Raw genomic sequence first — 25,390 nt, 5'->3', positions numbered from 1 at the left:
TTACGAGGAGCAACAGATAATGTCATCCCCTCACTCATCCCTGTTCGTTCGCTGGCTCTGGCGTCTGGCGTTCATCCTGGTCACGGTCGCACTGGTGCTGTTCTTCTCAAAAGGGGCTCAGATCTATCCGGTGGATGCGGCTCAGTTCAATCACGGCGTGCCAGCCATCATGGTGTTACTTGATTCCGAGCTGTTTATGGGGGTGATCACCGTCATTACTCTCTATGTGGTGCTCTATCTGGTCTATCTGTTGTGGCAACTGCATGAAATTGCGGTACATCGCGCCAAATTGTCCGAGTCGGTGCATATCACGCTAGTGTTTGCCTTGTCGCTGTGCGGCCTGTTTATCGACAAGACCTGGTGGGTGCTGGCCATCATCATCGCCTTTGCCCGCTGGGATGTGCTGGCTGAGCGGGTGAGCCAGATCATTGGTCATGGCATTCGTCGTGGTCGTCAGCAGGGGGAGACATCATGAAAGAGATACTGTTGCCCTATATCCTGATTGTCTGGCTGCTGGTGAAGTTGAATGTGCTGCCCTGGAACCTCAAGACCGGCTTCTGGAGCACTGCCATTGGTGCCTTGTTGGCGCTTGGTTTGCTGACGACCTCCCGCCATTTGGCACCGGTAGATTTTACCGATTCGGCGACGGTCAAGGCACCCCATGCCGTACTGGGCCCTTTGTTGGGTACCAATCAGTTTCATCAGATAGATCAAATCCATGTTGTTCATAACCAGCAGGTGAAGCGGGGACAGCCCATCTATACCCTCGCCAACTGGGAGAGTGACGGCAAGGCGCAGGCCCTGAGTCACCAGATTACCGCCCAGCAGGCCCAGAGCGTTGCCGAGCTCAGTCAGCAACAGGCGATCCAGTCGCGGCTGACCCTCAATCGCAAGGAGTTGGCGCGGCTGACCCAGCTGGGTAACTACTCCAGCATCCAGAGTCGCGACCAGTTGCAGGCCCAGATCGATGGTGATGTGGCGCAGTTGAGTGCCAGTGAGGCCAAGCTGAAAATCATCGGCTCCCAGGTGTTGAACCTTGAAACCGAGCTGGCGTTGCAGGAGCGCCGCAACGAAGAGAAGGTGATCCGCGCGCCGTTCGACGGCCAGGTGTCGGTGGTCAATCTGGCCAATGGTTCACGCACTGGCAACATGCACCTCTACGATACCTCGCGCAAGTTCCTCGAGTTCCGGATACCGGATCAGAGCTACCGCGCCATTGAGCCGGGCCAGTTTGCCGAGTTCTATGTGGATGCCTATCCGGGGCGCATCTTCCGGGCGCGAGTGCATTCAGTGCGAACCGGTACCGGTGAAGCCCAGCTGACGGCGATGCAAGGGGATCAGCATGTGCGCCAGCATGTGGGCAACAACATGTCCAGCCATGGTCGCACCGTGATCCTCGATATGCTGGAGCCTGATGGTGTGGTGCTGCCCATCGGGGCCACCGGTTCGGCCTGGATCTCGGCACACAAGCCTCATCCATTACTCGGTTTTATTGACATCATCGGCGGGGCGACCGTGCGGCTCAAGGCGATGAAGGCCTATCTGTTTGCTATGTGATTTGTAAAAAAAAGCCCCTCCGTGAAGGAGGGGCCTGGTCAGGGTAAACGGGCAGGTCAGGTCTGTTTTTCCGAGCGGCCCATGATGAGCCGGAAGAACAGCGGGATAAAGAAGATGGCGATAAAGGTGGCCGCCAGCATGCCGCCGATGACCGGCCAGCCAAGGGCGTGACGGCTTGCCGCACCTGCTCCGCTGGAGGTGACCAGCGGCACACAGCCGAGGATGAAGGCGAGCGAGGTCATCACGATGGGGCGAAAACGCAGGCGCGCCGCCTCCAGTGCCGACTCGATGAGGCTCATCCCCTCTTCGTGTTTCATCACCGCAAACTCCACGATCAGGATGGCGTTCTTGGCCGCCAGCCCGACGAGCGTCACCAGCCCGATCTGGAAGTAGACGTTGTTGGTCAGCCCCACCGCCCAGGTGGCGAGCAGGGCGCCGAACAGGGCGAACGGCACCGCGGTGATCACCGCAAACGGCAGGCTCCAGCGTTCATACTGGGCAGCCAGGATGAGGAAGATCATCACGATACCAAAGCCGAATGCGGTGCCGGCGCTGCCTGCGGCCGCTTTCTCCTGATAGGCGGAACCGGTCCACTCCAGCTTGGCGTCGTTGCCCAGGGTGTCGTTGGCTACCACCTCCAGCGCTGCGATGGCTTGACCCGAGCTGTAGCCGGGGGCGGGCTGGGCCATGATCTTGGCGGCTTGGAAGATGTTGAAGCGCTCCACCAGTTCGGGGCCGGTGGCATCACGCACAGTGACCAGACTGCTGAGCGGGATCATCTCCCCCTTGTCGGAGCGGACATAGACGTTGCGGATGTCGCTCTTCTTGGCGCGGTAGTCTGCCTCGGACTGCAACTGTACCCGGTAGGTGCGGCCGAACTGGTTGAAGTCGTTGACATAGACCTGACCGAAGGTGGCCTGCATTGTGTCAAACACCGCATTGATCGGCAGCCCCAGTGCCTTGGCCTTTTCGCGATCCAGGTCCAGATAGACCTGAGGTACGTTGGCGCGGTAGGTGGTGGTGACGCTGGCAAACTCCGGTCGTTGTTTGGCTGCCTCCAGGAAGCGCTCCACTTCGCCGGAGAAGGCTTGGGCGTTGCCGGTGCCACGGTTTTGCAGATAGGCTTCGAGGCCACCGGTGGTGGACATTCCCTGAATGGGTGGCGGGTTGAATGAGGCGACAAAGCCATCAGCCAGCCCGAATGCGCTATAGCCTTGGAACTTCTTGGCCAGATCGAACGAGCTTTGTCCCGCCTCGCTCCGCTCTGCCCAATCTTTCAAAGGAATGAAAGAGAGTCCCCGGTTGCTGACAATGGAGTTGGAGAGAATATCGAAACCCGAGAAGGTCACCACATCCTGCACGTTCGGGTTGTTCATGATGATCTTGTCGAAATTCTTGGCCACTGCCTGTGTACGGGTCAATGACGCCGCATCTGGCAACATGATGGAGGAGATGAGGTAACCCTGATCTTCATTGGGCACCAATTCACCCGGCACCTTCATCAGTAGAATGCCGATCGATCCGACGATCACCGCAATGATGCAAAAGGCCACGCCAACCCGGCGGTTGAGGAAGGCCACACCGCGCACGTAGCGGCTGGTCAGCTTGTCAAAACTGTTGTTGAACCAGACAAAGAAGCGGGCCGGTTTGTGGTGTCCCTCTTTCAATAGTACGGCGCACAGGGCAGGAGAGAGGGTCAGTGCCACCAGACCGGAGATAGCGACCGAGACCGCGACTGTGATGGCGAACTGCTTGTACATCACCCCCGTCATGCCGCCCATAAAGGCGACCGGCAGGAACACAGCGCAGAGCACCAGCACGATGGCGATCACCGGGCCGGAGACCTCCTGCATGGCGAGGATGGCGGCCTCTTTGGGCGAGCACTTCTTCTCGCTCATGATCCGCTCGACGTTTTCGAGCACCACGATGGCGTCATCCACCACGATACCGATGGCGAGCACCATGCCGAACAGGGTCAGCAGGTTGATGGAGAAGCCGAGCACCAGCATGCCGGCGAAGGTCCCGATCAAGGATACCGGCACGGCGATACAGGGGATCAGGGTGGCACGGAAGTTCTGCAGGAACAGGTAGACCACCACGAACACCAGAGCGATCGCCTCGAACAGGGTGTGGACCACCTCTTCGATGGAGATTTTCACGAATTCGGTGGTGTCATAGGGAATACGGTATTCCAGTCCCTGCGGGAAGCGCTCCTGCAGGCGGGTCATGGTTTTTTCCACATCCTCTGCCACTTGCACCGCATTGGCGCCCGGTTGCAGGTAGGTGAAAATACCGATGGCCGACTTGCCATTTACGCTGGCGGTCACATCGTAATCCTTGCCGCCCAGCTCGACCCGAGCGACATCCCGTACCCGGATCTTGGAGCCATCGGGCATGGAGCGGACGATGATGTTCTGGAACTCGGTGACATCCTCAAGGCGCCCTTTTGTTTGCACCGTGTAGGTGAAATCGATGGGGGCACTGGTGGGCTGAGCGCCGATCTTGCCTGCTGCAAACTGGGTGTTTTGCTCACGAATGGCGCCGATCACATCGCTTGGTGTGAGCTGCAGCTGGGCCAATCGATCCGGTCGCAACCAGATCCGCATGGCATAGTCAGTACCGCCAAACAGGGTCGCATCACCCAGCCCGGGAATCCGCTTTAGCTCGTCAATGATATTGAGCAGGGCGTAGTTCGACAGGTAGGTGGTATCAAATTCCCCGTCCGGAGACTGCAGTGTGACTACCTGCAGGATCGAGGTAGATTTTTTGCGAACCGTTACCCCCTGTTTTTTCACCTCATCCGGCAGCTGAGCCATGGCGGCCGAGACCCGGTTGTTGACGTTGATGGTGGCCTGGTCCGGATCGGTGCCAATATCGAAATAGATATTGAGGTTCATCTGGCCATTGGAGGCTGATCCCGACTGCATGTAGATCATGTTTTCTACACCGTTGATCTGCTGCTCCAGTGGCGCCGCCACTGTCTGGGAGATCACTTCTGGAGTCGCGCCCGAGTAATAGGCTGTGACTTGCACTACGGGTGGGGTGATCTGGGGATACTGCTCGATGGGGAGCGCGCGCATCGCCGCCAACCCGCCCAGCACGATAATGATCGAAATTACGCTGGCGAAGATGGGGCGTTCTATGAAGAACTTGGAAAACATACGAGCTCCTTACTTGGCCGCAGACTGGCCGATCACCTTGGTGGTGATGGCGTTCATTTCATCGGCAGAGACCGGCTTGACCACGGCGCCGGGGCGCGCTTTCATCAGACCTTCGACGATGTAACGATCACCGGCATTGAGGCCGCTGTCGATCAGCACACCACTGTCAACGTTCTGGCCGAGCATAACCGGGCGTGGCACCACCTTGTTGTCGGCATCGACCACCATCACCATGCGATCAGCCTGGGATTGAACAATTGCGCGTTGGGGAACCACGATGGCATTTTTGCGCAAACCGAGATCAATGGTCATACGGACAAACTGGCCAGGCAGCAGCGCCCCCTCTTTATTGTCGAAGATGGCGCGGGCACGGATGGTGCCGGTCTGGGGATCGACCCGGCTGTCGGAGAAGTTGAGCTTGCCTGCATGGGGATAGAGGGAGCCATCGGCCAGACGAATATGGGTGCGCCAGGTGGTTGCATCTTTGGCTTCAATCAATCCCTTTTTTATCGCATGGTCAAACTTGAGGCGATCCTGCTCCGAGTAGGAGAAGTTGACGTAGAGGGGATCAAATTGGGTGATGGTGGTGAGCAGACCATTATCACCACTGGTGGCGATCAGGCTCCCTTCTGACTGGGAGCTCTTGCTCGCCATACCGTTGATGGGGGCAGTCACCTGGGTATAGCTGAGGTTGAGCTCTGCCTCTTTCACCTTGGCCTGCACCGCTTGCAGGCTGGCGATAGCACCTTCGTAATTGGCGATGGTGTCATCATAATCTTTGCGGCTCACCACCTGACGTTTGAACAACGGAATGATGCGATCCCGATCGGCGCGGGCCTTGTTGAGACGGGCCTGCTCCTGTGCCAGAGAACCCTTGGCCTGCTCCAGCGCCACCTTGTAGGGCTCGGGGTCGATCACAAACAGCTCCTGACCAGCGGTGACCGGCTGACCTTCCACATAAGTGCGCTTAAGCAGGATGCCACTGACCCGGGAGCGCACATCAATCTCGCGAAAACCGGCGGTCTCTCCCACCATCTCGGTGGTGAGCGGAACATCGGTCAGGGTGGCTTCGGCGACCACCACCGGCACGGCAGGCATGGACTGGGCTGTCTGGGTTGCGTCATCGCCGCAGGCGCTCAGTCCGCCAATCAGCGCCAGGGTCAGCAAGCTGCGTTTGTAATTATTTCGTCCTGCATTAGGCACTTGCATCATCAAACTCCTGTTGGGTCTATCCCGGTGGCTGCGTTCAGCGCGTTGTTCCATACACATCATTAACTTCATGATAAAAAAAACAACTTATTTATTAAGGGAATCAAGGATGATAGGGGGGGAACCTGAACCCAAGCTGCTCGGCATGGCAATTGGGGTTGACGATTGACGAGCGATTCATGTCTTTTTCCGAGCCCGGAGTAAGTCAGCGGGGATGTTCGGCCTGGGCGAGGGCTGCCAGCAGCAGGGCGCTGCTCTTCTCGTGTTGGTTATAGCCATTAAGGGCTGAGAGTCGTTCGGCTGCGGGGCCGTGGGCCACCAGACGGCCAGCGTTCAGCTCGATCAGCGTGGTGAAGTTGCGTCTGACAAATTCGGCATCGTGACTGATGGCCACTATGGTGGTGCCCTTCGCCCGTTCACTGGCCAGCCAGCGTTCCATAATGGCCAGCCAGCGGGGATCGAAATCCCGGCTCGGCTCGTCGAGCAGCAGCAAGTCGGGCTGCATGGCATGGAGGCAGGCCACCGCCACCATCCGCCGCTGGCCGGCATCGAGATCCAGCGGGTGGGATGCCGCCCACTGTGTCAGCTCGCACTGCGCCAGCGCTGCCGCCACCCGCTGGCGGGTCTCCTCTCGCGGCAGTTTTTGCAGGCGCAGGCCAAAGGCGATTTCATCGTCGACCCGGCTGTGAAACAGCTGGCGCTCCGATTCCTGAAACAGAAAGCCGATCTGACTGGCGCGCGCCAGTGCCCGCTGCTCGCAGAGCCCCTGTTGTTGCCAGCTCACCGTACCGGAGGTGGGGGCCAGCAGGCCCGCCGCCAGTCGCAGCAGGGTCGACTTGCCTGCGCCGTTATCCCCGACGATTGCCACCTGTTCCCCGCTGGCAATCTGCAACGTGATGTCGTGCAGGCAGGGATTGTCCGGCGCCCATGAGAAGCAGAGGCGGTCAAAGCTCAGCATAAAACTCCCGCAAAATGGCCAAAGGGTAGGGATGGTGGTGCGGGTCGCGCGCCTGCAACGCCTCGCGCAGGGAGTCCGGCAGGATCACCCGCCCGGGCAGATGGGGCAGCACCTCGCCCAGCTCGCCGCAGGCCAACTGGCGGCCATGGTCGAGCAGTACGAACTGTTCGCAATAGTGCGCGGCCGGAAAGAGCCGTTGTTCCAGCAAGATGACGCTGCAGCCGCTCTGCTGGCTGTAGCGGCGGATCTGCCGCAGCAGGGTGTGGCTCGCCTCCGGGGTCAGACGGCTGAAGGCTTGATCCAGGATCAGCAGCTTGGGCGCCATCGCCAGGGCACTGGCCAGCACTACTCTCTGGGCCTGCCCTCCTGACAGGGAGAGGGGATGTTGCGTCGCCAGCTCCTCGCAGTGACAGCAAGTCATGGCGTCAGCTACCCGCCGGGTGATCTCGGTCACCGGTAGCGCCAGATTGGCCGGGCCGAAGGCCACCTCATCCGCCACCGAAAAGCAGCAGCCGGAAAATTGCAGATAGGGGGATTGCTGTACCCATTGGCGTTGGGCCGCCTGTTCATTGAGCTGCCCCCCGTCGTGGGGAGTTCCGAGGATTGTGCCACTCCCGGCCAGGGTGCTGAGGTGCAGCTGCGACCAGCCTCCCGCCAGCAGTTGGGCCAGCAGGGATTTTCCCGCCCCGTTGCCGCCGAGGATGGTGAGCCACTCGCCAGCGCCCAATTCAATATCGAGGGGCCCCAGCTGAAAGTGGTCAGGGTGGGCCGCATGGCCGATGGTCAACCCTCGTAGCGAGATCATGGCCACCACCTCCAGACGATCTCCAGCAGCACCAGCATCAGCAACAGATAGCGCAGCAGCGGCTCATAACGCTGCTGCGGGATCTCGACCACGCGGGTGCGGGTCGGCTGGCTGCGAAAGCCGCGCAGGTCCAGCGCCATGCTGCGGGTCGCCAGCTCGCTCAACGCCTGTCCGACCAGCGGCGAGAGCAGCGGGATGGTGGCGCGCAACCGGGCCAGCGGATGGCCGTCAAAGGGGACGCCACGGGCCAGTTGTGCCTCCTTGATGGCCTGCAGCTGGTGGCCTAGTTGTTCTTTGAGCAGCAGCGGGCTACAGCAGAGGTAGGAGAGGGCGATGGGCAGCCGGCTGGCAAACAGCGCATGGACAAACCGCTCGGTCGAGACCGCCCACAGCCAGAGCTGGGCACTGGCCAGGCAGGCGAGCAGGCGACACCAGAGGGGCAGAATGGGGAACGCTTCGCTGGCAGGAGCCTCTGGCATGCCGAGCAGGATCCGCAACCAGGGGCCGTGCACCAGATAGAGCCCCAGTCCCAGCGGCAGCATTACTGCCAACACCAGCTTGACCCGGGAGCGGGCTCCTGGCAGCAGCACCAAGACGAGCAGCGGCAGCAGGCTCCAGCCCCAGAGCCAAGGGGGCGGCAGCACGCTGGCCGTGACCGAAAACCACAGCCAGAGAGCGAGGGAGGTAAACGGGTGCATTAGCGCACGGCGGCCATCTGCGGGAAGTGGCGCAGGGTGCGCTGCGGCAGGCGGCGTACCAGCCCCCAGGCGATCAGCACGGTTAGCAGCTTGTCCAGCAGGTTGGTGCCGAGCACAGTGACGGCGACCGACTCTTGCAGATCGCTGCCCATGGCGTGCAGGTAGGCAACCATAAAGTCAGCACCGCTGCCGGTGGCGCCACCAAACAGGTAGGAGCGGATGGGAATAGCCACCAGGGTGAGCGCCAGGGTGATCACCACACTGCTCACCACTACCTTGGGCAGATTGTTGAACCAGCCAGCGCGCGCCATCAGTCCGGCACTGAGGCCAATCATCATGGCGACCGGCGCAAAGGCTGCGGCGATGGGGCCGGTGAGCAGTCCCCACAGCAGGTTGGTGAGCAGACCGCTGGCTATAGCCATCCAGGGGCCCGCCAGAATGGCGCAGAGCACAGTCCCGATGGAGTCGAGGAAGATGGGCAGCTTGAGCATGGAGACCGCCTGTCCCGCCACCATGTTGATGGCGATGCAGATGACCATAAAGGCCAGGTTGTAGCTGGAAAGTTTACTGACGGACATAGGGATCCTCACAAGGTTCTGGGGGTAATGAGCAGCTCTTCATAGCCGGATTGGGGGCAGGGGGCGCGGGTAAAACGGTACTCTTGCAGCTCCCCTATAACAAGCTCTAGGGTTGTGCGCACCCGGCAACCGGGCAGCACATGGCCGCCGCGCATCAACCCCTGCTCGTCAGAGATGGAGAGGTGCAGGTGTTCGCACTCGGGATCCAGCGTGCCGCCGAGGGCGATCACCTCGAAGGCCCCTTCCAGCAGGGTGCCATCGGGCTGGGCGGCATAGCGCAGGTTGGCGTGGGTCAGGCTACCGACCGCCCCGGCGATCCAGGCCGCCTGTATGCCGTGCCGGGCAATATGCGCGCGTAATCCGGCGATCAGATCTTCACCCGGCAACAGGCGCAGTGCCAGAAAGCGGGCGGTAGAGAGGGGAAGTTGCGTGGTGGTCACGTCAGGCGCTCCTTGCTGCAAAAAGAAGGTGCCCTGAGGCACCTTGTCTGGATAGGCGTGTTTACGCCCTTTTATCGCGGGCAACCGCGAGCCGCTTCACAGTTTGCAAACTCGCAGCGGCTCATTGGTTAACCTTGCGCCGCATCAGGCGAAGCAGGCCCAGATAGGGGCGTGGTCGGAGGGTTTCTCGATGCCGCGCAGCTCGTAGTCGATGCCGGTCTCGGTCACAGTGTCCTTGAGGGCATCGGAGGCCATGATGAGGTCGATGCGCAGGCCGCGGTTCTCGTCAAAGCCCTTGGAGCGGTAGTCAAACCAGGAGAAGCGCTCGCACTCGGTGGGATTGGCTGCGCGGAAGGTGTCGGTGAGGCCGAACCCTTTCAGGCGCTCCATCCATTCGCGCTCGATGGGCAGGAAGGAGCACTTGCCATCCCGCAGCCAGCGCTTGCGATTTGCCTCGCCGATGCCAATATCGAGATCGGTGGGGGAGATATTCACATCTCCGATCAACACCAGGGGGTCATCCGGGGTGTGGTTGGTCTCCAGATAGTGCTGCAAATCTTCATAGAATTTCTGCTTGGCCGGAAACTTGGTCTCGTGATCCTGGCTTTCTCCCTGCGGGAAGTAGCCATTCATCACCTTGATGAGGGAGCCGTCTTCTCGCTCGAAGGTGGCCATGATCATCCGGCGCTGGGCATCGTCGTCATCGGTGGGAAAGCCCTTTTCCACCTTGACCGGCTTCTTTTTACTCATGATTGCCACCCCGTAGTGGGCTTTCTGGCCGTGAAACTCGACGTGGTAACCCATGGCCTCCACATCGGCGAGCGGGAAGGCTTCATCGTGTACTTTTATCTCTTGCAGGCCGATCACATCGGGCTGGTGCTTGTCGATGATGGCTTGCAATTGATGAAGGCGTGCGCGCAGGCCGTTGATATTGAAAGAGATGATTTTCATGTTCGGGATGCTCATGTCATTTTTATAAGCCGCTATTGGACTCGGAATCTGCGGTGGATGCAAGTTCCGGGGCACAAGGGCCAGCGCTGAAATAGCGCCGACCCAACCGGCATGTGTATCGGCAATGCTCCCTTTGACTTAGCGGGTCATCTTCTTGACAAACACCACCACAAACAATGCCAGCGTGAAGCTGCCGGTGAAGGCTTCGAAGGCGGCGAAGATCCTGGAGAGGCCGACCGGAGTGAAGTCGCCATAGCCCAGGGTGGTGAAGGTGACCACGCTGTAGTAGAGGCATTCGAGCAGGAAAATGGCATTTTGCTCGAAGGGCGCGTTGGGTTGATAGATGAGGTACTCGCCCTGAAAGTTCAGGCCAAAGAAGAAGTAAAAAATGCTGCAGATGAAGATAAGCAGCAGAGAGAACAGCACCACCCGCATCGGGGCCTCGCCATAGCCGCAGAACAGGTCAACGATCCAGGAGGTGAAGCGCTGGGCCGACCAGAACGGCAGTTGCAGCCGGCGCATGGTGAGCTCCTGCTGGATATAGTTGCCGGACATGGTGAAGATCCCCTGCGCCTCGGAGGCTTTGCGCAGATCCCGGTAGGTCTCTTCCGCCTCCTTGAACCAGACACGCGCCTGTTTGGGGTCCCGCTCACGTCGCCCCTTGCGATCCTGCATCACCCGTTTGCCGGTTTGCATGTTGTCGAGTCGGGTGTTGTGCCAGCGGATGCCGAGCAGGTTGACGTCATCGAGGGCGGCGCACTGGAGGTTGGCATCGCTGAGATCGGCTTTCATCATGCTGCCTCCCTTCATGCGCAGGCCGTAGAGGTGACTGCCTCGCAGGTTGGCGCGATAGAGGTTGCACTGCTCTAGCAGGAAGCCCTGATCGGTATCCTTGCTCACCAGATTGAGGCCGGTCAAGTTGGCCTTTGCCAGTTGCAGGCCATGGCAGAGACCGCCAGCGCGAACGTACTGTTCTAGCGCCTCGGCGGTGTGAGTTTCCTGATGGACTCTGTGGGGATCATGCCAGTGGCAGAGATCGTGCTCACCGGCTTCTTCACTGCAGTGGCGGCCATCGGCCACCAGATAACGACACATTCCCATCTTCGTTTCCCTCGGATTGCCGAACTGGTTTCAGCATAGGCGGGGAAAAGAGGGCGTGGTGGCGACTTAGCTGAGCTGGGTAAACTCCTGCCGCAGCTTGCGAAAACGCTCTTGCTGGGCCGGGTTGAGGGGGATGCCGTCGAGCACGTCCAGGGTCTCTTTGCACTCGGCGCCAAACTCCGGGCTCTTGCGGTTTTTCTGCATCAGTTGCAGTAACACCTGGATCTTGTTGAGGGCCGCGCCGGTATTGGCCGGGGCGCGGCGCAGGGCTTCGCGGAAATGGCCGAGCGCCTGTTCCAGCTCACCGGCTTGATAGGCCTTGATCCCCAGCTCGTTGAGCTGCTGATAGCGCTGACGCCGTTCCAGTACCGTCTTGTCATCCCGGGTCGCCTGAATGCAGGTAGTGAGTAATCGATCTTCATCCTCTGCCAGCAGACTCTGCAGGCTTTCGGCGTACTCAAACTCGCCGAGCTGGTAGAGGGCGAGAATAGTTTCACCGAGCAGGGCAGGGGGCATGGTGGCCGGTTCATCGAGCCAGTTCTGGTTGGCGCGATAGAGCATCTTCTTGCCCTTGAGCAGCTCTCCCAGCGCAATCTGTACCCGCGCCTGACAGATCTGTTCGAACACCGGGTAGTTGAACTCCGACATCATCAGCGAATCGCGGATCCGCGACAGGGCCGAGTTGACCTGTTTTTGCAGGTTGGCGATGTGATAGCTGTCGTTGCTGTTGAGGGCATAGAGGGTCAGGGTCTGGATATAGGCCCCCAGATAGTGGGGGGTGCGGTGGATGGAGTTGCGCGACAAATCGATCAGCGAAAGCAGTACATCTTTAGCCTGGGCGTAGTCGTGGCGCTGCAGGCACACTTCCGCCAGACGGCGGGAAAGTTGTACCGACTGGGGGGAGATATCCACTGCCCGCCTGAGCTCCTGCTGCGCCTGCTCGTCATTGCCAAGGGCGAGCAGAGATTCCGCCAGCCAGCGGTGAGCTTCCACCATCAGCGGGGTATTTTTGAGGGTTGCCTGCAGGTGGCTGACCGCCTCTTCATGGAGCCCCAGAGTGTTGCACGCCTTGCCCAGTGTCAGGCGGGCCCAGCTGTTCTCCTGCCCGGCCAGCAACTGGCGCATCAAAGAGCGCGCCTCCTGCGCCTGATCCAGCTTGAGGTGGGTATCGGCCTGCACGCAGCGGCAGTAGTTGGCAAAACGGGGCACCGCATCGGCCCGCTCGGCGCAGGCGGTGATCAGGGCAGGCAGATTGTTCTCGGCCAGTGCAGTAAACACCGTGGCCAGGGCGTTGTGCCGGGCGAGGGCGCGTTTGAGGCGAAACGAGAACTGCTCCTGGGAGAAGGGCTTCATCAGGTATTCGTCGGGTTCGGCCTCCAGCGCGCTCAGCACCATGGCGCGGGAGCTGTCGCCGCTCACCATGATCACCACGCTCTGGGGCGGGATCAGGCTCTTGTCGCGCAGGCTCTCCAGCAGCTGGCGGCCATTTTCGCCGATCCCCAGATCGTAATCGATGAGATAGATGTCGAAACTGCCCTTCTGGCAGCGGCGTCGCGCATCCTCGGCAGTATTGGAGTAGGTGATGTTACTGATACCCAGATTGATCAGCATCGCCTTCATCATCACCTGAAACGAGCGCTGCTCATTGACCATCAGAATGCGTTGGGGCTTGGCTGGGCTCTTTTTTTCTGGCTCTTGTTCAGGTGTCTGCATCTGTCTGGGTCGAGGCGCTGCGGGCGGATGGGAGAAAGTGTGCCACCAAAGCGCCCGCAGAGGCAATTGGCCAAGTAGCTGATTGCATACGACACATCATGTTCCGGCGCATCCAACGAGAAGGCCCCGCTGACGGGGCCCCCTGTTCACGCGCTTTTTTCTGCCCGCATCTCTATCAGTTTTTCGCCAAATAGGGGGCAAATTGCGGGGTGTACTCGGCTTTGAATCCCTGTTCGGTTTTGATGATGAGATAGACCGCCAGTTTGTGCTGTTTGGCAAATGCCATCCCCGCTTCGGGCCCCATCACCATCAGGGCGGTATCGAGGGCGTCGGCCTCCAGCGCGGTCGGGGTGATGACGCTCGCCGAGACCAGCTTGTGAGTGACCGGTTGGCCTGTAGCGGGGTCGATGATATGGGAGTAGCGCTGGCCATCCATCTCGTAGTAGTTGCGATAGCTGCCCGCGGTGCTGAGCGCCATGCCGTTGGGGATGACGATATCGGAAAACGCCCCCGGCTGATCGGAGGGTTCGACGATGGCTACTTTCCACGGCGAGCCCTTGCTGTTGTTGCCCTTGCTGCGCACCGCACCGGCCACTTCGATCAGGTAGTTGTGTACCCCCTTGTACTCGAGCAGGGCGGCAATCTCGTCGGAGGCGGCCCCTTCACCGAGGGTGGATAGGTCGAGATAGAGATCCGGGATCGCTTTCTCTAGCAGGAAGTGATCCCCCTGCGGGGTCAGGGTCAGTTTGTTGATCCCCACCTTGTGGCGGGCAGCAGCGATGGCCGCTTCATCGGGCCGCTTGACCGGGCGTTTGTCCGGGCCAAAACCCCACAGATTGACCAGTGGCCCCACGGTCACATCCAGCTTGCCGTCGGTCAGCCGACCGGCATCAATGCCCTGCTGGACTATGATGGCCATGGCGGGCGGGACGGCAAACGGGGTGTTGGCTGGCCCCTGATTGAAACGGGAGATGAGCGAGCCCGGATCGTAGGTGGAGATCTCCTTGTTCATCCGGGCCAGCAGACTCTCTACGTCGCTTTTGAGGGAGGGCTCCCCACCGGGGTAGCTATCGCTCAGGGTTACCACATAGTAGGTACCCATGGTCTTGCCCTGAATACGGGTCTGGGCAGGCGGGGTGGGTTGGCAGCCGGCCAGCGCCAGCAGCAGGGTCAGCAGCAGGCCGCGCAGGGCCGCCACGGGGGTTATCGCAATCATCCGGCGCTCTCATCTGGAGAAGGTTCATATCGGGGCGCTAGCTTAGCCAAGGGGCGCCCGTCGGGCGAGCTCTGATAGGAGCAATCGGAGGGAAAAGAGCAGAAAAAATTAAACAGTTTTGAACCTGTGGCAGCAGTGGATCGTATCGTCCATCCAGAGGAGACTGATCGAAGAGTACGGCACCGTCTGGTGACCTGGCCCGCAGCTTTGGCCAAAAGCCATAGCCGATTGAAGACAATTGAGTAAAATGAAGGTCGATTTAGACGGCATCTTTGCGAAGCGCTAACCGCATCCGCCAAGTCGTTGCCATCCATTGCCAATCAAAGGAGAAGATGATGAAAAAGGCGATTACCCTGCTGTTTCTGAGTACCCTGGCTGCCCCCGTGCTGGCGGATGAGTGTGCACTGGTCATCGAAGGCAATGATGCCATGCAGTACAACCTCAAAGAGATGAGCGTGCCGGCTACCTGTAAAGAGGTGACGGTCACCCTGAACCACACCGGCAAGTTGCCGGCTGCTGCCATGGGCCACAACTGGGTGCTGGCCAGCACTGCCGACTATCAGACAGTGGCGACTGCGGGGATGAGCGCCGGTGCCGAGAACGGCTATCTGCCCAAGGACGATCCCCGTGTGCTGGCTCACACCAAGCTGATCGGCGGCGGCGAGAGCAGCAGCGTTACCTTCAAGACCGACGGTCTGGCGGGCAAGGATCTCACCTTCTTCTGCTCCTTCCCCGGCCACTTCGCCATGATGAAGGGCTCCTTCAAGGTCAACTAAGGCGGTTACCGGCATCGAGCCGGTTGCCTGAATAGCAAAAGCCGGGATTGCCCGGCTTTTTCATCTCTGTTGCTTGCGTTTGGCGTGGGGTGGCATGGCTGCGAGCCGACGCCAGCGCTATTTGGCCTGCAGGGTAAAGAAGGCGATGGCGGTCTTCTTCTGGCATTCGAAGTGAATGCTCTCTTCCCCGGTCACCACCAGCGTCTCGTTGATGGCCACCTCTTTGCCCTGCACGGTCAACTGGCCGCTCAGCAGGTGGCAGAGGTAGGTTTTCTCGGGTTCCAGCGTGAGGGTCAGCGGGAAGGGGAGGTTCAGCACCCGCACGTTGGCGCTTATGCGATCCGGGTGGTAGATAAGCCCCAGATCGGTCACCTCTTTTTTCAGCAACTCGCAGTGGGTCTCCTCATCGCCGCTAAAGTGCGCCGCCTCGAAGGTGGCGTAGGGGTGGCCGTTGAGCACAAAGCCTGCCCCGCTTACCGGCAGCAAAATGCGCTGATAACCGGGAAAGGGGGAGAAGGGGCCCGCACTCTTGATGGGGGCCGAGCTCAGTCGGTAGTCAAAGTCGAGTTTGGCAAGGCTGCTCCCTTTGGGGGAGATGAGGATCTGGCTGGTGGTGCCCTGCTGGTTTTTCCAGGGCATCTTCTGGTGGTCAGACTCTTTAATCAGGGAGATCACGGGCACTTCCTCACGATGAAAAAACGCAGGGAGCCGGGGACATCAGCCCCGGCTCCCTGATAGAGATTGGCGATGGTAAACGCGATCAGCCCTGACCATCCAGTGCCGCCAGCCGCGCTTCCATGGCGGCGAGGCGGCTCTTGAGCTCGCTCACCTCCTGCTCCAGCTCGCTCAGGCGATCGGCGGCAGGGGAGGCATAGGCCGCCGCGGGGGCCGCATCCATCATCGCCTGAATATCCACGTCGCCGCTAAACAGGTGGGCGTAGCGGGATTCGCGCTTGCCCGGCTCGCGCGGTAGCTTGACCACGAAGGGGCCCTGTTCGATGAGCTGGGCAAGTGTGGCATCCACCTCGGTGACATCATCGAAGCTGCAGAGGCGGTTGGTGCGCGAACGCAGTTCACCCGGGGTCTGCGGGCCGCGCAGCAGCAGCTCGCAGACGATGCCGAGTTCCTGAGTGCTGAACTTGAGCTCGCCAAATTCGGTGTTGCAGAATCTGTGCTGGTAGCGGGGCACCCGGGCGTTGAAACCGGCGGTGTTGACCACCAGCCGCTTGCGGATCAGCTCGTCTATGACGGCGCGGATATCGAGTTCGGAGAGCTCCAGCACCGGCTCGCGGTTGCTCTTCTGGTTGCAGGCGTTCACCAGCGCATTGAGGGAGAGGGGATATTGATCCGGGGTGCAGATCTCTTTTTCAATCAGGCAGCCGATGACACGGGCCTCCAGCGGGCCAAGTACTAACTCCATTTCCTACTCCCTATCACATCGCGATTTCAAGAGCCCCTATCTTAGCCATGGCCCGCGCTACGTCTAGCGTTGCGCGCCATTTTTGCGAGGTAATCAGGGCGTTGGCGAAAGGCTCGCCAACCACAGTGCCGGTGCTCGTCACGGCTGGCCGTGGTAGAAGCGTGCTTTATCGGCATACATGGCTTCGTCTGCCACCCTGCTGAGTTCGGTCAACGGGGTCTGGTCGCTGCTGCTCCAGCCGATGGCAAAGCGCAGCGGAAAGCGGTGCTCACCATGCTGTACAGTGGTGCTCTGCTGGCTCGCCTCCAGTCTGGCAGCCAACTGCTGACAGGCGAGATGATCTGCCTCCGCCAGCAACACGAACTCATCGCCGCCGATCCGGAAGATCTGCTCATCCTGACGGCAGAGGGTACGCAGCTGTTGAGCCATATGATTCAACAGGGCATCGCCGGCTTCGTGACCATATTGATCATTGGTACGCTTGAGGCCGTTGAGATCGAGCATAAAGAGGGCGAGATGGCGCTCGGGATGGCGTGCCAGCACCGCCTGATAGTGCTGAAATGTCTCTTCGAATGCTTGCCGGTTGGGCAGCCCGGTGAGGTTGTCGGTGCGAGCGACCCGCGCCAGTTCATCGGTGAAGAGGCGTCCCTCTATGCCCACCGCCAGCTGTTTGACAAATAGCCGCAGGATAGCTCTGTCTTCGGTTTCCAGTCCCTCTGCACTGACCATCAGATAGCCGAATCTGACACCGCTCTGACTGCCAGGCAGGGTCATGATCTTCCAACGCTCCTGCTGCCACAAACATTCGGAATATTTGGCATCCTCATCCATCAGCTGGGCCAGTTTTTCCTGAAATATTCCGCGCATGGCGATATCAACCCCCTGGGTCAGGGCGTAGCACTCTTGCCCGTCTTGGCGGATCACCAGTCCCCAGCTATGCCCGGGATAGAGCTCGGAGATCTGCAGCAGGGCTGAGCTGGCCAGCTCGGCGATATCCAAATCCAGCTGCTGGTGCAGGCCAAACTGCAGCCAGGATTGCAGGATATGGCGGCTACGCGCTTCCCGGCTCAGGGCCAAGCGCAGCGCTGTGGTCTGCGCGGCGACCTCTTGCTCCAGCTCGTCGTTGAATCCGACCAGTCGCTGGTTGAAGGTCTCCTTCTCGCTATTGGCGAGCTGCAGCTGTTGGTTCTGCTGATAGAGTGCGCGCACCTGAGCCGAGATGGTGTAGGCCATCTCCTGCAGCAGTTGTCGCACCTCGTCATACTCGACAAAGCGCAGCGGCGCCTGCCGTTGCTGATAGTTGCCCTTGCCATAACTACGTACCAGCTCAGCCAGCGAGCGCAGTGGTCTGGTCAACCAGCGAGTGAGCCAGACACAGCTGATGACCACCAGTAACAACATGACGGCGATACTGCCGGTCAGCAGTTGTTGGGATTTGTTGAGTTCGCTGACCCTGTCGGCGTTATAGCTGTAAAGGGTGATGGTGGGGGTGAGATCCTTCTCCAGCTGGGGCCAGCTGATGATCAGGGGCTGCGCCATCTGGCTTGGTGCCCGGTCATCCACCGCCTTGTCACCATGGTGGATGCCTTGGTAGAGACGAGACGCTCCCTGCGAAATCACCAGATACTCGCTTCCTTTGAGATAGGGCTCCAGCAGGTGGGCCATCTGTCGCCAGGGGAGGATAGCCATCACGAAGCCAGAGGGGGTCTGCATTACGCCAGCGCGCTGGTGGTTGCGATAGATGGGGGCCACCAGCGCCAGCCCACCGCTGTGCTCCTGCTCCATGTTGCCGACCAGCACGGGATCATCAACGGGCAGCAGCAGATGCTTGCCCTGTTTGGCCTCGCGGGTCTTGCTCCAGGCCATCAGCTGCGGCATCAGGTTGCTCGCTTCGAGGTGAGATGCCTGACCATGGATGTACTCCACCACCTGTCCCTGGTCATTGATCAGATAGGCCGAGGTCAGCAGGCTGTTGGACTTGATGAAGGTGGCCAAAGCCAGCCGGGCATGGCTGGAGAAGAGGAAGTTGTCGAGGGCCTGATGGAGCACCCGATCCTGGCTGAGCTGGTTGATCTGGGTGCCGGTCAGCTCGCTGCGAAAGCGCGCCTCGCGGGTCATGCTGGTGAGGGCACGCTCCAGTTGTGACTGTTCGCTCTGGGCGATGATCTGGTGCTGGCGGATCAGCAGTACCGTGCTGGCCAGCAGGGCGGGTAGCAACGCAACGGTAAACAGGATGATGATGAGGGCTGGGCCCAGACGAAAGGTGCGGCGATTCATGGTGACGTGACCTGCCGATATTGTTGATCTGCCAGTTGTTGCATATAGCGAGCAGTTTCGGGGGCGCCGAGCCCCTCCTTGAAACGCTCGAATCCCTTGTCCATCGCCTGCCAGGCAATAGACATGGCGCTGTCAGAGGGCATGGGAATGGTGACAGTGAACTGTTCCAGCAGCACTTTTGCCAGCGGGGTTGGGTGGCGGCTAATGGTGGTAAAGGCCTGCTGATTGACCGGTAGCAGTGCCCCCTGTTGATAGATGAACTGCTGGATATCCTGGCGCTGGATAAAGGTCAGCAGTGCCTGGATGGCATCCCGTCGATCCTTCTCCTCCATCGCTTTGCGGGAGGCGGTTATCACATAAGCACCACTCATGGAGTACATGGGACGGGTTTGCCAGTTTGGCAGCAGGGCAACTCCCAGCTGATCCCCCATGTTTTTCACCAGGTCATTGAAGGCCCAGTCCCCGTTGATGAGGTAGGCGCTCTTACCTTCATTAAAACGGGTGAGGGCGGTGTCATAGTCGCAGTCGGGGTCGATCCATTGCTCGCTGGCAACCGTGCGGTAGGCCTCCAGCGCTTGCACCATGGCCGGGGTATCGAGGGTGATGCGCCCCTTGCTGACCGGTGTACCACCAAAGGTGTGTAAAAATGCGGCGAAATAGTACATGTCGTTATATGGCCAACTGACGGGGTAGACCCCTTTGGCCTTGAGAGCCGGTGTGATGGCGGCCAGTTGCTGCCACCGGGTCACTGGGGCTGATACCAGCGCCTTGTTGTAAAACAGCATCAGATGGTTGCCCTGCATCATGGGCATACCCCAGCGCCGGGCATCGAGAGTGACATAGTGCAGAGCATTGCTCATCAGTTCGGATGAGAACCACTCATCAGGGATGGGCGATAGCCGCATCTGCTGATAGAGGCCGATAAAATCGGAAGGAACCAGCATCAGGTCGGGCAACCCTTTGGCCTGGGCCGCCAGCAGAATATCTGCCTTGATCTTGTCGGGCTCGAACTGGAGTGCCCGGACCTGGTGGCCGCTCTCCTGATTGAAGCGGGCTATCACCTGATCAATGACATAACCGGCCTGCTGGGAATGCCATAACTCCAGCTGCTGGGCTCGCAGAGAGTGGCAGCAAGAGAGCAGGCAAAGCAGCAACAGATGATAAAATGGCCGTTTTTTACGCATGCTATCATCGCCCTTATTGATTGCATCCCAAGGCAAAAATGTAACAAACAACGGACGCTGTCGATAGCGCTGTGGGTCAACTAATTGACAGGAATAACAAAAAGCCCGGCTCTTGAGCCGGGCTGGGGGATAAATTGCTTATCCGGGTAATCTTCGAGGCATCTAGTGTGGATGTTGTTTGAGGATGTCGTATATCTCCTCTTTCAGTTTAAGTTTCTGTTTTTTCAGATCCTTCACCTCAGAGCTAAAGTCGCTGGCGTGGTGCTTTTCCAGTTTCTTAATCTCCTCATCCAGGTCGTTATGCAAGTCAAACTTTTTCTGGAAATGGACATCACTGCTCTTCAGTTTAGAGATGAGATCTCTGTACTCCGGGAACATGTAATGGAACCTCCTTGGTTACGCTTGTCTGTGCCTGTAACACCAAGCTACCCCTTAGTGACCGGGATAAATGTGATCACGATCGGATTTAGGGGTAATCATTTGAAGTATTTGGGAGGATTTTTTTAACCTGTTGAATCAAAACAAGATAAGCGATTTATCAATCTGAAAGGCGAGCCAAACTGTGCGGCAAGTCACCACAGGGGATGCTCCGGCGTGAGGGCGCATGATCAACAAAAGGGCCCGTTGGCTGTCTCTTGATCACATCTATGGATGCCCAAGAGAGTGCGCCAGCAGGGCGAGACTGCGGCTCTGGTTGGTGAGCAAGGGCGGTGGCGAACGGGACCTTCCTTCTGGTGTGTCTGGGGTCGTTGAAGTTGGCGTGGTCAAACTGGGCCTGAGGCCATTGAGCAGGTTGAGTGAGGGGCATGTTAGAACCTTGATGGGGCGCTGACAGGTTCAGATCACGGAAGGGAACACAGTTCAAAAAAATCCCCAAGCGATGCTCGGGGATTTTTGTATAAGAGACAGGCCCGCGGGAGCCCTTATTCATGTCGCGTTATCAGCGTTTGATCTTCTTGGGGTTGGTGTAGCCCCAGATGGTGTACATATCCGCCAGCAGGGCGCCGTTGTACTCCTCCAGATCCGCCTGTTTCACCTCGGCCTCACCCTGACGACCAAACAGCACCACCTCATCGCCGGGTTTCACCCCTTTGAGATCGGTCACATCCACCATGATGGTGTTCATGGAGGTCTTTCCGACCACCGGCATCTTCTGACCCTGGATCAGAACATAAGCTTTGTTGCTCAGCGCACGGCGATAGCCATCGGAGTAACCCAGCGGCAGGTTGGCGAGCCAGGAGTCACGCTTGAGGGTAAAGGTGCGGTCATAGCCGACGGTGTTGCCCGCCGCATAGTGGTTGACCGAGGCGACCTGGGTCTTGAATGCCATCACCCGCTTGTATTCGGTGTAGGAGGGGATGGAGTCGCCGTAGAGCAGGCCGCCCGGGCGCACCATGTCGAAGTAGGCGTCCGGCACGGCCAGGGTGGCGAAGGAGTTGGCGGCATGGATGGTGATCTTGCTGCGATCCAGCTTGCCCGCTTCCAGCAACCACTGGGAGTCCAGTTTGAACTGGGCCAGCCCCATCTTGACGTCCTCTTTCTCCTCCACCGGGAAGTGGGTCATGATGCCGACCGGGGTGATCCCCTTGAGCTTGAGCATGGCCAGCGCATCCTGCTTGGCATCGGCCAGACGCAGGTCGATACCGTTGCGGCTCATACCGGCGGAGTTGAGCGCGACATGCACCGGAATAGTGGTGTGGTGGCGCTGGGCGATGTCGGCGATGCCCTGGGCACTCACCAGACTGCCGATCAGCTCTTCCATTTTGTAGGGCAAGGCCTGTTCCACTTCGGCCGGGGTGGCGGCACGCACCCGCATCAGACGACCGGTAAAGCCCTTCTCGCGGGCGACGCGCGCCTCTTCGTTGCTGGCGATGCCGATGCAGGGGATATTGGCTTTGACCACGGAGGGGACCAGCAGGTCGATGCCATGACCATAGGCGTCGGCCTTCATGATGGCGCAGATCTGCGGGCCCTTGTCGCCGAGGCGATCCTTGAGGGTCTGGATATTGTGTTCAAAGGCACCCAGATCCACTTCTAACCAGGCGTTGCTGGCGGTCTGCTCCTGACCGTTGCGATGATCTGTCGCAATGGGCAGGTAGGGAGCCGCAATGGCTTGGCCCGCGAGCAGGCCGAAGATCAGGGTAGCCAATAGCGTTTTCTTATGCATGGTGATTCCTTTTTGTTGTTCGCGTTGGATAGTGTGGATGAGAGCGTCAATATTGGCTGTGGTTTCACCACAACCTGTTGTTATTATTATGATCTTTGTCACTTTAAACAGGCGCTGACCGATTGCGAGTCTACCGCAACAAGGCATCAGCCGACACTCGTCAGGGGAAGAAAATGGTCAATCTTGAGTTACGTTTGCCACCACCACTGATCTTCCTGCTCTGTGCAGGAACCATGTGGTGTCTAGGGGGAGAGGGGCAACCCGGAGTATGGGTCATGGTACTGATGGCCGCGCTTTTTGTGGCAGGAGCCATCATGGGCTTTGGTGCCCTGCAACGGTTTCGCCACCACCAGACAACGGTCAGCCCCACCAAGCCCCAGCACACCAGCCATCTGGTGACCTGCGGTGTCTATCGCCTCAGCCGTAATCCCATGTATCTGGGGCTGCTCTGCTGGTTGGCCGCCTGGGGCTGTTATCTCGGTGGAGTATGGGTCTGGTTGGGGCCGATCATGCTGGTGGTTTGGTTGACTCGTTTTCAGATCATGCCGGAGGAGCGGTTGCTGCGCGCCCGCTTTGGCGACGAGTATGCTCGCTACTGCCTGCGTGTTCGCCGCTGGTGTTGATCGGTAGTTGAGCTGCAGTTGATCGGTAGGCGTGTGTCTCGAGAAAAGCGGTAGCCCCCCGAGCCGATTAAGGCTCGGGGGGCAGGCTGGCACTAGAAGTGATCGTTTTTCTCGTCTTTGGTGGGTTCGAGGCTCCAGCCGGTGGCATCGCTGCTGCTGGCAATCTGCCCCTTCTCTTTCCACAGCTTGATCTTGAGGCGCAGGTTGTTGGCCGAATCAGCGTTCTTAACTGCTTCTTCCTCCTCAATCACCCCTTCAACCACCAGATCGAACAGGGCGCTGTCGAAGGTGACCATGCCGAGGGCCTTGGATTTTTCCATCACCTCTTTGAGGCTGCCAAATTCGCCGCGCTTGATCATGTCGCGGATGGTGTGGGTGCCCAGCATGATCTCCACCGCTGCCCGGCGGCCGCCATCGGTGGTTTTCACCAGCCGCTGGGAGACAAAGGCCTTGAGGTTGTTGCCCAGATCGTTGAGCAGTTGCGGGCGGCGCTCCTCGGGGAAGAAGTTGATGATGCGATCCAGCGCCTGGTTGGCGTTGTTGGCGTGCAGGGTGGAGATGGCAAGGTGGCCGGTTTCGGAGAAGGCCAGCGCATGTTCCATGGTCTCGCGATCGCGGATCTCGCCGATAAGGATGACGTCCGGCGCCTGACGCAGGGTGTTTTTCAGGGCGGCGTGGAAGCTGCGGGTATCCACGCCAACTTCCCGCTGATTGATTATGCTCTTGCGGTGGCGATGAACGAACTCCACCGGATCTTCGATGGTGATGATGTGGCCGCCGCTGTTGCGGTTGCGGTGATCGATAAGGGCGGCCAGCGAGGTGGACTTGCCCGAGCCGGTACCGCCGACAAACAGTACCAGACCCCGCTTCTCCATGATGGTGTCGAGCAGCACGGGCGGCAGTTTCAGGTCTTCAAAGCGGGGGATCTCGGTCTTGATATTACGGGCCACCAGGGAGACTTCGTTACGTTGCTTGAAGATGTTGATCCGGAAACGGCCGATCTGGGGGAGGGAGATGGCAAGGTTCATCTCCAGCTCCTTCTCGAACTGCTGTTTCTGCTCGCCATCCATGATCTCGGCGGCGATCCTGGCCACGTCGCCGGGCGCCAGTGGCGTGTCGTTCAGAGGCCGCATGCCGCCGTGGAATTTGGCGCAGGGAGGGGCTCCGGTTGAGAGATAAAGGTCCGAGCCATCTTGCTGGGCCAGGATCTGTAGCATGTCTCGCAATTCCATTGTTTTGCCTCGTCTATCAAGGAGATGCCATAAGCGGGATGATATTGAGTGTACAGCCTCAGGCACCGGTCAGTTTCTCGCGAAAGACAAAAAAGACTGCACCGAGAATGCAGAGCCCTGCCCAGAGGTAATCCCATTTCAGATCTTCTTTGAGATAGAAGATAGAGAAGGGAACGAATACGGTGAGGGTGATCACCTCTTGCAGGATTTTCAGCTGGCCCACGCTCATCACTGTGTGGCCGATGCGGTTGGCGGGCACTTGTAACAGATATTCGAACAGGGCGATACCCCAGCTCACCAGCGCGGCAATGATCCAGGGTTTATGGTTCATGCTCTTGAGGTGAGCGTACCAGGCGAAGGTCATAAAAACGTTGCTGCACAGCAGCAGACCGATACTGGCGAAAATCGGGTTCATAGGGTTCTCCTTGAAAATCCGGCGCATTTTATCCCTGAACCACGGGTTTTCATACGTGGTGCGGGAGGGTATTTTTAACCAACAGGATCAAGCCGTGCGAGGTATGCGACGGGATGGGCAAGTTATGCGGGATAGTGTTGTTACTGTTATTTGCCATGCCGGCGCGTGCGACCCCGACGCTGACGGTGGCCACCGATCTCTGGCCGCCATTTCGCATCCTGCAAGCGGATGGCCGGTTGCAGGGGCTTGATATGGATATCTTGCGACGGTTGCAACAGGTGAGCGGCATTGAGTTGCAGGTACGGCGGATGCCGTGGGGCAGGGCGCTCAAGCAGATGCAGACCGGTCAGGTCGATCTGATGATTGGGCTCGCCTATACCGCCGAGCGGGCGCAGTTCATCGACTATCTGCAACCTGCCTACTACCAGTGCTGGCCGGCGTTTTATGGTCAGCCGGTCAATGTGGCCCGGATCCACCAATACCGCGATCTGCAGGGGGTGAAGGTGGGCTATGTGCTTAACTCCGTCTACTTTGAGCCCTTCAACTCTGACGGTCGTCTAGACAAACACGGGGTACCCACCGAAGATCAACTGCTGCGCATGGTGCAGCGGGGTCACTTGCCGCTGATGATCGGCACCGACTGTCAGGTGGACTATGCCCTGAGTCAGGGAAATACCAACCGGATAGGCAAGGCGGACTACCGACCCGCCACGCCGGTGACCCTCTATCTGGGGATGAGCAAGCACTCACCTCACCAGTCGCTGCGCCAGCCCTTGCTGGTGGCGCTGCAAAATCTGGTGGCCAGCGGCGAGATAAGCGTGATGGCCAAGCGTTACCAACCTTGACCTTGGGTGGCAAGCCACTGTTATCATGCCCTTTTCCTGCTTCCCCTCGGCGCTGCGACAGGGC

The 25,390-nt window shown here is 59.3% G+C and carries 25 protein-coding genes; 5 read left to right on the top strand and 20 right to left on the bottom strand.

Features of this window, described 5'->3' with window-relative positions:
* Positions 1-19 precede the first annotated feature (19 nt).
* Together CK911_RS09830 and CK911_RS09825 are read left to right on the top strand one after the other, a co-directional pair.
* A complete protein-coding gene (locus CK911_RS09830; RefSeq protein WP_042018803.1) occupies positions 20-475 on the top strand; it encodes a hypothetical protein in 456 nt (151 codons plus the stop codon).
* Complete coding sequence (locus CK911_RS09825; protein ID WP_042018805.1) at positions 472-1,557, top strand: HlyD family secretion protein; 1,086 nt, start codon at positions 472-474, stop codon at positions 1,555-1,557. The genes CK911_RS09830 and CK911_RS09825 overlap by 4 nt, the downstream gene beginning before the upstream one ends.
* A 56-nt stretch (positions 1,558-1,613) precedes the next feature.
* Here CK911_RS09825 and CK911_RS09820 read toward each other — a convergent pair whose 3' ends face one another.
* From CK911_RS09820 to CK911_RS09770, 11 genes are all read right to left on the bottom strand, one after another.
* Positions 1,614-4,718 carry an efflux RND transporter permease subunit gene (locus tag CK911_RS09820; protein WP_098969794.1) on the bottom strand — a complete coding sequence of 1,035 codons (3,105 nt, stop codon included), beginning with the start codon at positions 4,716-4,718 and terminating at the stop codon, positions 1,614-1,616.
* Between the two features lie 9 nt (positions 4,719-4,727).
* On the bottom strand, positions 4,728-5,927 hold the full coding sequence (locus CK911_RS09815) for an efflux RND transporter periplasmic adaptor subunit (protein WP_042018810.1): 1,200 nt from the start codon (positions 5,925-5,927) through the stop codon (positions 4,728-4,730).
* Positions 5,928-6,132: 205 nt separating this feature from the next.
* On the bottom strand, positions 6,133-6,885 hold the full coding sequence (locus tag CK911_RS09810; RefSeq protein ID WP_098969793.1) for an energy-coupling factor ABC transporter ATP-binding protein: 753 nt from the start codon (positions 6,883-6,885) through the stop codon (positions 6,133-6,135).
* On the bottom strand, positions 6,872-7,690 hold the full coding sequence (locus tag CK911_RS09805; protein ID WP_098972579.1) for an energy-coupling factor ABC transporter ATP-binding protein: 819 nt from the start codon (positions 7,688-7,690) through the stop codon (positions 6,872-6,874). Before CK911_RS09805 ends, CK911_RS09810 begins: the two co-directional genes overlap by 14 nt.
* On the bottom strand, positions 7,687-8,388 hold the full coding sequence (locus CK911_RS09800) for an energy-coupling factor transporter transmembrane component T (protein WP_098969792.1): 702 nt from the start codon (positions 8,386-8,388) through the stop codon (positions 7,687-7,689). The genes CK911_RS09805 and CK911_RS09800 overlap by 4 nt, the downstream gene beginning before the upstream one ends.
* Positions 8,388-8,966: an ECF transporter S component gene (locus CK911_RS09795; RefSeq protein WP_098969791.1), complete on the bottom strand. Its 579-nt coding sequence runs from the start codon at positions 8,964-8,966 to the stop codon at positions 8,388-8,390. Before CK911_RS09795 ends, CK911_RS09800 begins: the two co-directional genes overlap by 1 nt.
* 8 nt (positions 8,967-8,974) lie before the next feature.
* On the bottom strand, positions 8,975-9,406 hold the full coding sequence (locus tag CK911_RS09790; protein ID WP_098969790.1) for a PPC domain-containing DNA-binding protein: 432 nt from the start codon (positions 9,404-9,406) through the stop codon (positions 8,975-8,977).
* Between the two features lie 144 nt (positions 9,407-9,550).
* Entirely contained in the window at positions 9,551-10,357 is an 807-nt protein-coding gene (xthA, locus tag CK911_RS09785) for an exodeoxyribonuclease III (protein WP_098969789.1), read from the bottom strand.
* 138 nt (positions 10,358-10,495) lie between these two features.
* The gene (locus CK911_RS09780; protein ID WP_098969788.1) at positions 10,496-11,458 is read right to left on the bottom strand and encodes an ion channel; all 963 of its coding nucleotides are present in this window, start codon (positions 11,456-11,458) and stop codon (positions 10,496-10,498) included.
* A 66-nt stretch (positions 11,459-11,524) separates the two neighbouring features.
* Positions 11,525-13,171 (bottom strand): tetratricopeptide repeat-containing response regulator, encoded by a 1,647-nt coding sequence (locus CK911_RS09775; protein ID WP_098969787.1) that lies wholly within the window; start codon positions 13,169-13,171, stop codon positions 11,525-11,527.
* A gap of 175 nt (positions 13,172-13,346) precedes the next feature.
* A complete protein-coding gene (locus tag CK911_RS09770; protein WP_098969786.1) occupies positions 13,347-14,387 on the bottom strand; it encodes an FAD:protein FMN transferase in 1,041 nt (346 codons plus the stop codon).
* 335 nt (positions 14,388-14,722) lie between these two features.
* Between CK911_RS09770 and azu the strand changes: the two genes are divergently transcribed.
* On the top strand, positions 14,723-15,163 hold the full coding sequence (gene azu, locus CK911_RS09765) for an azurin (RefSeq protein ID WP_042018827.1): 441 nt from the start codon (positions 14,723-14,725) through the stop codon (positions 15,161-15,163).
* A gap of 117 nt (positions 15,164-15,280) precedes the next feature.
* Here azu and CK911_RS09760 read toward each other — a convergent pair whose 3' ends face one another.
* The 7 genes from CK911_RS09760 to alr form a co-directional block, all read right to left on the bottom strand.
* The gene (locus tag CK911_RS09760; protein WP_098969785.1) at positions 15,281-15,838 is read right to left on the bottom strand and encodes a HutD family protein; all 558 of its coding nucleotides are present in this window, start codon (positions 15,836-15,838) and stop codon (positions 15,281-15,283) included.
* Positions 15,839-15,923: 85 nt separating this feature from the next.
* Positions 15,924-16,583 (bottom strand): YceH family protein, encoded by a 660-nt coding sequence (locus CK911_RS09755; RefSeq protein WP_098969784.1) that lies wholly within the window; start codon positions 16,581-16,583, stop codon positions 15,924-15,926.
* Positions 16,584-16,721: 138 nt separating this feature from the next.
* On the bottom strand, positions 16,722-18,860 hold the full coding sequence (locus CK911_RS09750) for a diguanylate cyclase (protein ID WP_098969783.1): 2,139 nt from the start codon (positions 18,858-18,860) through the stop codon (positions 16,722-16,724).
* Positions 18,857-20,044, bottom strand: coding sequence for an extracellular solute-binding protein (locus tag CK911_RS09745; RefSeq protein ID WP_098969782.1), 1,188 nt, complete (start codon positions 20,042-20,044; stop codon positions 18,857-18,859). The genes CK911_RS09750 and CK911_RS09745 overlap by 4 nt, the downstream gene beginning before the upstream one ends.
* 162 nt (positions 20,045-20,206) lie before the next feature.
* Positions 20,207-20,422, bottom strand: coding sequence for a YdcH family protein (locus CK911_RS09740; RefSeq protein ID WP_068977520.1), 216 nt, complete (start codon positions 20,420-20,422; stop codon positions 20,207-20,209).
* Positions 20,423-20,582: 160 nt separating this feature from the next.
* Entirely contained in the window at positions 20,583-20,852 is a 270-nt protein-coding gene (locus CK911_RS21650; protein WP_367576401.1) for a transposase DNA-binding-containing protein, read from the bottom strand.
* Between the two features lie 132 nt (positions 20,853-20,984).
* Complete coding sequence (gene alr / locus CK911_RS09730) at positions 20,985-22,211, bottom strand: alanine racemase (RefSeq protein ID WP_098969780.1); 1,227 nt, start codon at positions 22,209-22,211, stop codon at positions 20,985-20,987.
* A gap of 173 nt (positions 22,212-22,384) precedes the next feature.
* Here alr and CK911_RS09725 point away from each other — a divergent pair, with 173 nt between their 5' ends.
* On the top strand, positions 22,385-22,834 hold the full coding sequence (locus tag CK911_RS09725) for an isoprenylcysteine carboxylmethyltransferase family protein (protein WP_098969779.1): 450 nt from the start codon (positions 22,385-22,387) through the stop codon (positions 22,832-22,834).
* A gap of 92 nt (positions 22,835-22,926) precedes the next feature.
* Here CK911_RS09725 and tapW read toward each other — a convergent pair whose 3' ends face one another.
* Both tapW and CK911_RS09715 read right to left on the bottom strand, forming a co-directional pair.
* Complete coding sequence (gene tapW, locus CK911_RS09720; protein WP_042018838.1) at positions 22,927-24,066, bottom strand: type IVa pilus ATPase TapW; 1,140 nt, start codon at positions 24,064-24,066, stop codon at positions 22,927-22,929.
* 58 nt (positions 24,067-24,124) lie between these two features.
* Positions 24,125-24,481, bottom strand: coding sequence for a DMT family protein (locus tag CK911_RS09715; RefSeq protein ID WP_005353120.1), 357 nt, complete (start codon positions 24,479-24,481; stop codon positions 24,125-24,127).
* A 113-nt stretch (positions 24,482-24,594) separates the two neighbouring features.
* On the opposite strand from CK911_RS09715, the gene CK911_RS09710 reads away from it, so the two are divergent.
* Complete coding sequence (locus CK911_RS09710) at positions 24,595-25,326, top strand: ABC transporter substrate-binding protein (RefSeq protein ID WP_098969778.1); 732 nt, start codon at positions 24,595-24,597, stop codon at positions 25,324-25,326.
* Positions 25,327-25,390: the final 64 nt, after the last annotated feature.

It is taken from the genome of Aeromonas sp. CU5 (assembly GCF_002586745.1).
Classification (GTDB): Bacteria; Pseudomonadota; Gammaproteobacteria; order Enterobacterales; family Aeromonadaceae; genus Aeromonas; species Aeromonas sobria.
The sequence above is the reverse complement of the archived record's forward strand: the minus strand, read 5'-3'. Positions and strand labels throughout refer to the sequence as shown.